Raw genomic sequence first — 7,368 nt, 5'->3', positions numbered from 1 at the left:
GAACTCGCGACCCCCACCTTGGCAAGGTGGTGCTCTACCACTGAGCTACTTCCGCTTGATTTGCCCGCCGCACACGCACGCGCTGACTGACAGACTATATTCTAGCGGCTCTCGCCTCGTTTGTCAATACCTTTTCTGATGCTTTTCGCAACTCTCCCATTCACTGCGCATCAAAGAGCGGCAGTGCTTCCAGGAAGATCAAATCTTTCCTCTCTGCCGCTTTGCCCTCCGCCAGCACGCACGCTTCGCCGACGATCTTGCCGCCCGCTTTGTCTGCAAGCTCCGTCAGCGCCTTCATCGAGCCGCCCGTCGATACCACATCGTCGAGAAGCAGCACATTCTTCCCTGCAATGCGCGCCTTGTCCACGCCGTCGAGGCAGAGCTTCTGCACGCCCTTCGTCGTAATGGAGCGATCCTCGACCCAAATGGCGTCCTCCATGTACGCCTTGACCGACTTGCGCGCGACGACGTAGCGCTTCATACCGAGACAGCGCGCGAGTTCCGCCGCGAGCGGTATGCCCTTCGTCTCTGCCGTCAGGAGGACTTCCGTCTCCTTCGGCACTTTCTCAGCCAAAGCCTTTGCACAAGCATCCGTAAGCTCGACGTCGCCGAGCATGATGAAGCCCGCGATCGCCAGCTCATCCGTCACGTTCAAGATCGGCAGTTCCCTGCGGACGCCCGCCACTTCCAAAGTATGAAATCTCTGTGCCATCGTTCAAAAGCCCTCCGTCCTTCTCGTATCCCAGCGCAGGGGGCGCACATATCCTGCACTCCTCTGTATCGCTTTCATTATAATGGAATTTTCTCGCAAGCGCAATTCCTTTCATTGCCCAAGCGATTCCCTCTATGATATAATAAGACCTGCTAAGACATAAACAATACAAAAGGAGCGTGGAATAATGCAGTTGAAAATTCCTTACAGCAAGGGCAAGATGACGATCGAGGTGCCGGACGAAAGCTTCCTCGGCGTACTCGAATCGCACCCCGAGGGCAAGGAACAGCCGGGCACACAGGCGGAAATCGTCGAGCGCGCACTCGACAACGTGATCGGCAGTCCAAAGCTCGAAGAACTCGTCCGCGGCAAGAAGCGCATGGTCATCATCACGAGCGACCACACGCGTCCCGTGCCGAGCCGCGTGACGATGCCGATTCTCCTGCGCCGCATCCGCGAGGCGAACCCCGAGATCGACATCTCGATCCTCATAGCGACGGGCTTCCACCGCGCAACGACGCACGAAGAACTCGTCGACCGCTTCGGCGAGGACATCGTCAAGAACGAAAAGATCATCATCCACGATTCGCAGGACGACGTGGCGATGGCGGATCTCGGCTTCCTGCCGTCGGGCGGCAAGCTGCTCATCAACCGCGCGGCCATCGACACCGATCTGCTCATCGCCGAAGGTTTCATCGAGTCACACTTCTTCGCAGGCTTCTCGGGCGGCCGCAAGGCGATCCTGCCCGGCATCGCTTCCGCCAAGACAGTCATGGCGAACCACTGCAGCAAGTTCATCAAGAGCGACAAGGCGCGCACGGGCATCCTCGACGGTAACCCCATCCACCGCGACATGCTCCACGCGGCGAAAGAAGCAAAGCTCGCCTTCATTCTGAACGTCGTCATCAATGCGGAGAAAGAAGTCATCGCCGCCTTTGCCGGCGACAGCCAAAAGGCGCACGTCACGGGCTGCGACTATGTGCGCACACTCGCCGAAATCAAGCGCAACCCGTCCGATATCGTCGTATCGACGAACGGCGGCTATCCGCTCGACCAGAACATCTATCAGGCGGTCAAGGGCATGACGGCGGCCGAGGCGAACTGCAACGAGGGCGGTGTCATCATCATGGTCGCAGCCTGCAACGACGGCCACGGCGGCGAATCCTTCTACAAGACCTTGAAGGCTGCAAAAACGCCGCGCGAACTGCTCGACCAGATCGAAGCGACGCCGCAGGAAGACACGCTGCCCGACCAGTGGGAGATGCAGATCCTCGCGCGCATCCTCGACCGCTTCACCGTCATCATGGTCACGGATCTCTGCGATCCTCAGATGATTCGCGACATGCACATGGAGCACGCGCTGACCTTCGACGAGGCCTTGAAGCGCGCCTTCGAGATCAAAGGCAAGGACGCAAAAGTCACCGTCATCCCCGATGGCGTTTCCGTCATCGTGCGCTGAAAAGACGCTTGGCAACAAAAAAGGCTGCTTGCGCAGCCTTTTTTGTTGCCTATTTTTCATTCAGGCGAAAAGATCGTTGAACGCCTCCGTCATCGTCGGGTGCGTGTAAACGGCATCCGCCAGCGTACCCGCCGTGATGCCCGCATCCATGGCGAGCTTTATGATATTGATCATTTCCTGCGACTCCGGGCAAAAGAGATGCGCCCCTAAGATCTTGTCCGTCTTTGCATCAATGACCGCCTTCAACAACCCCGCGGGCTTTCGAAGCACCTGCGCCTTCGGGATAGCGGCAACAGCAAGCTTTCGCACGGCGACCTCGAAGCCTGCGGCCCGCGCTTCCTCCTCCGTCATGCCCACGCGAGAAAGCGGCGGGTCGAGGAACACCGAATAGGGCACGACGCCGCGGTTCTTCGTCGTGCGTTCGCCCTTGCCAAACAGCGTATCCTTGACGATGCGGAAATCATCAAGCGAGATGTACGTAAACTGCAAGCTGCCCGCGACGTCGCCCATCGCCCATATATGTTCTGCCGTCGTCCGCAGTTTCTCATCGACCGCGATCGCACCGCGCTCCGAAAGCTTTACGCCTGCCTTTTCCAACTGCAAAGCGGCAAGCTCAGGCCGCCTGCCCGTCGCAACGAGAACGGCATCCGCCGTGAGCCGACGCTCACTTCCAGCCACCTCGACCGTGAGCACAGCACCGCCGTCCTCATCCTTGACACCGAGCACCTTCGCGCTCTTCATGATCGATATGCCGCGCTCTTCAAACACTTTTTCCACGCAAGCAGCGATTTCCTTATCCTCACGCGGGATGAATTCCGCTGTATCCTGCACGACCGTGACGTCAGAGCCGAAATTCGCATAATAGGATGCAAACTCCAAGCCGATATAGCCGCCGCCAATGATGATAAGCTTTTCAGGCAGCTCGTCAAGCTCCATCATTCCCTCGCTCGTATAGACATGCGCACTCTCCTTAAGCCCCGGAATCGGCGGTACGAAGGGCGCTGCGCCCGTATTGATGAAGATGCGCCCGGCGCGCACGATTCTTTCTCCCGTCTCCGTCACAATGCGCACCGTATGCGCATCGAGGAAGGAAGCCTCACCGTCGATGACCTCCGATCCCGCCGCCGTGACCTTCTCGTAATTCTTCTGGCGGAGCATCGCCGTCAGACGCCGCTTTTCAGCGATTGCCGCTCGATAGCGCGCCGCCCTCGCCGCAAAATCGCCGCCCGCAGCAGCAGAAAGCCGCGCACTGTACTCAAGCGACTTCGACGGGATGCAGGCGACATTGATGCAAGTGCCGCCGTAGCGCTCCTTCGAGCGTTCGACAAGCGCGACAGACTCGCCGCGCTTTGCCAGAAGCCCCGCCAAAGTCTTGCCCGCCTTGCCGAAGCCAAGGATCAAATTCTGATATTCTTTCATTTCCTGCATAAAAAAATCCTCCTTATTCATATATAAAAAGTACACATAAATGTGCAGAAAAACAGCGCCATGCGCCTCATGACAAGAGAAAGAGAGCCGCGCCCTTCACCTCTCCCACACCCTCGTCTCGACCGCCCCCATGCCGAGTGCCGTCTTGATGCCAATACCAACGAAAGGCGCGAAGGAAAACAACATTCCTAAAATCCGCCGCATGCCGTCCGTGTCGAAAAACCGCACGCGCATCGTGCCGCAAAAGCCACGAATCGTATGACCTTCGATAGAAAAAGGAACGGAACGAAGCGCGTATTTAGAAAGCTGACAGGCCAGCGCCATCCGCTCCGTCAAATCCTCATCATAGAGATAAATTTCCTTGGCGAAGCGATTCCATCGCATCAAAAGGCTCTGGCAAATCAAGAAGAAATCCGGCAGCATCACATAGCGCCCCTCGCGCTTGAACGAAGTCGGCGTGCAAAAAGAAAGCTCCGCCCCCTTGGGCGCCGCCTCCTGCAAGAAGAACGTATCGGCAATCTCCTCAAAAGAGCTTTCCGCCAACAACTTCCGCTCGCCCAGACGCACCTCATACCCTTTCTGTCGCAGGAATATGCCATCTCCTTGCCGCAAGCCCTCCCCGATCGCCTCGCCGACCTCTTCCCCCACGACGCCGATGCGCCAACGGGCGAAAGCCGCCCGCCCTGTCCCACGAAACACTCTGACTGTACGGGCGCATATCCGGTTCGTGCAGCCTCTCTACCAACTCCTTCGGCAGGCGCTCCATCAAAGCTCCGTGCAGCAACGAGCCAAAAGAGCTGACTGCACGCTCTTCCTCGGGCAAGAAAAGCCGCACCTCAAAAAGACGCATCATCAATTGACCTCCTGCGAACGGCAGAGTCCCAGAATCCATGCATCACTCCATGTGTCGTAATCCTTTCGCACAAATCCTCCACAGCCTCATCTCCCCTCTTTGTCGAAATCATAAGAACCATATTGGAAATATTCTGTTTCCAAAGAAAATTTCCTGCCCACCTCGCCCTGGAATCCTGGCTTTTCCTGCAAATTCTAAAAAATAATGACATCCTCGATATGACGATCACCCACACCCCCATGAACGAACTGACGTATGATCGGCCAACAAATAGATGCGCAAAGAATCCGTCTCCAAATCAATCAAGCGGCTCGTTTCCTCAACGAGCCGCTCGTACTTTTTCTTGCTCAAAAATGCCTCAAAAGCAGACTTCTGCACACGAATCCCATAGCGCTCGACACACTTGACCATGCGACTGCGGCGCTTGTTGTCCACGATGTCGTAAATCACGAGCACGATGTAACGGCACTCGTCAGCAACGACAAACTCCATCTCCTCGTATTCCAAACGCCTCCGGCACAAGACACCCCAAAGCACGGAAATGCACCTTCGCTGCAATCGCCTTGCGTCCCAGCGCGAGATAAAAGGATAGTCGTGTTCTGAGATGCGCACTACAACATTACGACAGTTGACCCGCCCGAGCTGTTTCCGTCCCCTTTCGGGGTTCGTGTTCTGAAATCCTCGGCTTGCAAGCCCTGATTTTACGCGGCTTCAAGATGCTGTTTGCGGCGCGGACTGTTTTTTGTCTCTTTTCTGCGCCATTTCTTTGAAAAAATACGCTTCAAGCCTTGTCATTGCTGATGCGGCGGGGATTTCTCCTACAGTATAGCATGAAGCAGGAAAAAGAGCAATGGTTCTACTGCCTTTTCCCAGTATCAATACTGCTGCAAGAGCTGGGCGTTTCCCAAATCGTTGTTCAGCACCTCTCCCCTTACAGAAACCTAGTAAATCATTCTAGGCTTCGGCTCGAAGTCTTTGATTTCATGCTAAACTTTACCAGCACGCTGCAGCCAGGTCGAAATCCGCGTTACTTCGTCATCTCTCAACACATGACGCGCTGTATAATTTGTGATGAAATCAAGAATCGTATTCCCATTATCCGTAACCTCAGCAGAGCAATCGCAAAGAATCACATCGGGATTTGTAAAATAAACCATGCCGTCAACCCAAACACGAATTCCCTCTTGTTTGAGAAACTGAGCCATTGCATGAATCTGACCTTTCAACTGTATGACAGGATTGCGCAAAGTCGACGCATAATCTGTTCCGCCTCGTCCAGTCTTCTCCTGCACCCAATCTTTTCCCCCGCTTGGTGCAATCCTTCCGTTATGATTCTTCACTTGAATGATAAAAACGCCATTTCTGCCAACAACAACAATAGAGCAGTAGCGTCCCATGACCACGACATTGCTAAACACCTCATAGTCATCCGGCAGACGCTGCAAAACATCGAGCGCACGTTCCACGCCCTTGTCTCCCGATGCAGATTTTCGGTAGTTGCGCCAAAAGTGCCTGCCCAGCCACCCTGCACCACCGAAAACCAAGAAGATTGGCACTACTGTATTAAAAGGCAATATACGATGCACGAAAAGAATATTATTTACCCACCAAAGCCACACGAGTCCTGCAATGCCATAAAAAAATGCAGCCAGAAAAAAATTCCTCTGCTTCGTTTTTGCTAAGGCAGATTCCTTCGTATGCAAAATCGCCACGTATTCCTCCTCCTACTCATAAAAGCATCACAGATAAACTACAAGCACAAATGCCCGCTTCATAAACATTGTACACCGCCCTTACAGCAGTGTATCCAATCGGTCTGCGCCTCCAGATTGATCTCTTGGACTTTCACACTGACTTTCAAGAATCTCTCTATTGAAAAAAACTGCCGCACGCGAATGCGTGCAGCAGTTCCATTCGTACAGCTTAGCCGACAATAACCAGCGGATCGCCAGCCTTGACGCTCTGACCAGCGGCGACGTTGATCGCCTTGACCGTGCCAGCCTGCGTTGCAGCGATTTCGTTCTGCATCTTCATGGCTTCGAGAATCAAGAGGACATCGCCCGAGTTGACCTTCTGGCCCTCGGAAACGAGGACGTTGACGATCTTGCCCGGCATCGGGGCGTTGACGGAAGCTTCGCCGGCGCCAGCGGAAACAGCTGCCTTGGCAGGAGCGGCAGGAGCAGCCGGAGCAGCGGCCTTCGGAGCGGCGGGAGCGGCTGCCTTCGGTGCAGGCGCCGCGACGGCTGCCTTCTCTTCCTCGACCTCGACTTCGTAGCTCGTGCCATTGACCTTGATGTTGAACTTTTTCATTGTAAATTCCTCCAAGTCTTCAATTTGTTTTCGCTTACGTCTTTCTTAATGGATGCTCTGGCGACCCGCCATTGCCCATGCGTCGTTGCGCTTGATCTTGACGGCAACGACTTTATTGCCAACCATCATCTGGACGGCTGCAGCAATGACCGCAGCGACCTCAGGTTTGACGTCTTTTGCGTTTTGCATAAGTGAACCTCCCGATTACAACGGAATATTGCCGTGCTTCTTCGCCGGCCCGACTTCGCGCTTCGAGGCGAGAGCGTTCAATGCCGTGATGACATAGGGGCGCGTCTCCTTCGGCTCGATGACCATGTCGGCGTAGCCGCGCTCCGCCGCCTTGTACGGCGTAGCGAATTCCTCGACGTACTCCGCCGTCTTCTGATCCTTGTCGGGATCCTTGCGGAAGATGATGTTCGCAGCGCCCGCAGGGCCCATGACGGCGATTTCAGCCGAAGGCCATGCCATGACCTGGTCTGCGCCGAGTTCGCGGCAGCACATGGCGATGTAGGAACCGCCGTACGCCTTGCGCGTGATGACCGTGACCTTGGGCACCGTCGCCTCGCTGTAGGCGTAGAGCATCTTCGCGCCGTGGCGGATGATGCC

10 protein-coding genes are annotated in these 7,368 nt (G+C 55.5%); 1 reads left to right on the top strand and 9 read right to left on the bottom strand.

What is annotated here, in order from left to right; genetic code table 11:
- Nucleotides 1–160: 160 nt before the first annotated feature.
- Nucleotides 161–712: a phosphoribosyltransferase family protein gene (locus tag RWS31_RS10890; RefSeq protein WP_294176162.1), complete on the bottom strand. Its 552-nt coding sequence runs from the start codon at nt 710–712 to the stop codon at nt 161–163.
- Between the two features lie 187 nt (nt 713–899).
- Between RWS31_RS10890 and larA the strand changes: the two genes are divergently transcribed.
- Nucleotides 900–2,171: a nickel-dependent lactate racemase gene (gene larA / locus RWS31_RS10885; RefSeq protein WP_314598304.1), complete on the top strand. Its 1,272-nt coding sequence runs from the start codon at nt 900–902 to the stop codon at nt 2,169–2,171.
- A gap of 60 nt (nt 2,172–2,231) precedes the next feature.
- Here larA and RWS31_RS10880 read toward each other — a convergent pair whose 3' ends face one another.
- The 8 genes from RWS31_RS10880 to RWS31_RS10845 form a co-directional block, all read right to left on the bottom strand.
- The gene (locus tag RWS31_RS10880; RefSeq protein ID WP_314598302.1) at nt 2,232–3,599 is read right to left on the bottom strand and encodes an FAD-dependent oxidoreductase; all 1,368 of its coding nucleotides are present in this window, start codon (nt 3,597–3,599) and stop codon (nt 2,232–2,234) included.
- A 96-nt stretch (nt 3,600–3,695) separates the two neighbouring features.
- Nucleotides 3,696–4,211: a CRISPR system precrRNA processing endoribonuclease RAMP protein Cas6 gene (gene cas6 / locus RWS31_RS10875; protein WP_314598300.1), complete on the bottom strand. Its 516-nt coding sequence runs from the start codon at nt 4,209–4,211 to the stop codon at nt 3,696–3,698.
- A complete protein-coding gene (locus RWS31_RS10870) occupies nt 4,168–4,452 on the bottom strand; it encodes a hypothetical protein (protein ID WP_314598298.1) in 285 nt (94 codons plus the stop codon). The genes cas6 and RWS31_RS10870 overlap by 44 nt, the downstream gene beginning before the upstream one ends.
- 225 nt (nt 4,453–4,677) lie before the next feature.
- On the bottom strand, nt 4,678–5,010 hold the full coding sequence (gene cas2, locus RWS31_RS10865; RefSeq protein ID WP_314598296.1) for a CRISPR-associated endonuclease Cas2: 333 nt from the start codon (nt 5,008–5,010) through the stop codon (nt 4,678–4,680).
- Between the two features lie 428 nt (nt 5,011–5,438).
- On the bottom strand, nt 5,439–6,164 hold the full coding sequence (locus RWS31_RS10860; protein ID WP_314598295.1) for a nuclease-related domain-containing protein: 726 nt from the start codon (nt 6,162–6,164) through the stop codon (nt 5,439–5,441).
- Between the two features lie 211 nt (nt 6,165–6,375).
- Nucleotides 6,376–6,762 carry a biotin/lipoyl-containing protein gene (locus tag RWS31_RS10855; protein ID WP_006193509.1) on the bottom strand — a complete coding sequence of 129 codons (387 nt, stop codon included), beginning with the start codon at nt 6,760–6,762 and terminating at the stop codon, nt 6,376–6,378.
- 45 nt (nt 6,763–6,807) lie between these two features.
- Nucleotides 6,808–6,951, bottom strand: a complete 144-nt coding sequence (locus RWS31_RS10850; RefSeq protein WP_006193510.1) for a hypothetical protein — start codon at nt 6,949–6,951, stop codon at nt 6,808–6,810.
- Between the two features lie 15 nt (nt 6,952–6,966).
- Nucleotides 6,967–7,368 (bottom strand): carboxyl transferase domain-containing protein (locus RWS31_RS10845; RefSeq protein ID WP_314598292.1); only part of this gene is annotated, 402 nt, incomplete at its 5' end.

The sequence above is a fragment of the uncultured Selenomonas sp. genome (assembly GCF_963528755.1).
GTDB lineage: Bacteria > Bacillota > Negativicutes > Selenomonadales > Selenomonadaceae > Selenomonas.
Note: the sequence above shows the minus strand (reverse complement) of the source record. Positions and strands in the feature narration are given on the sequence as shown.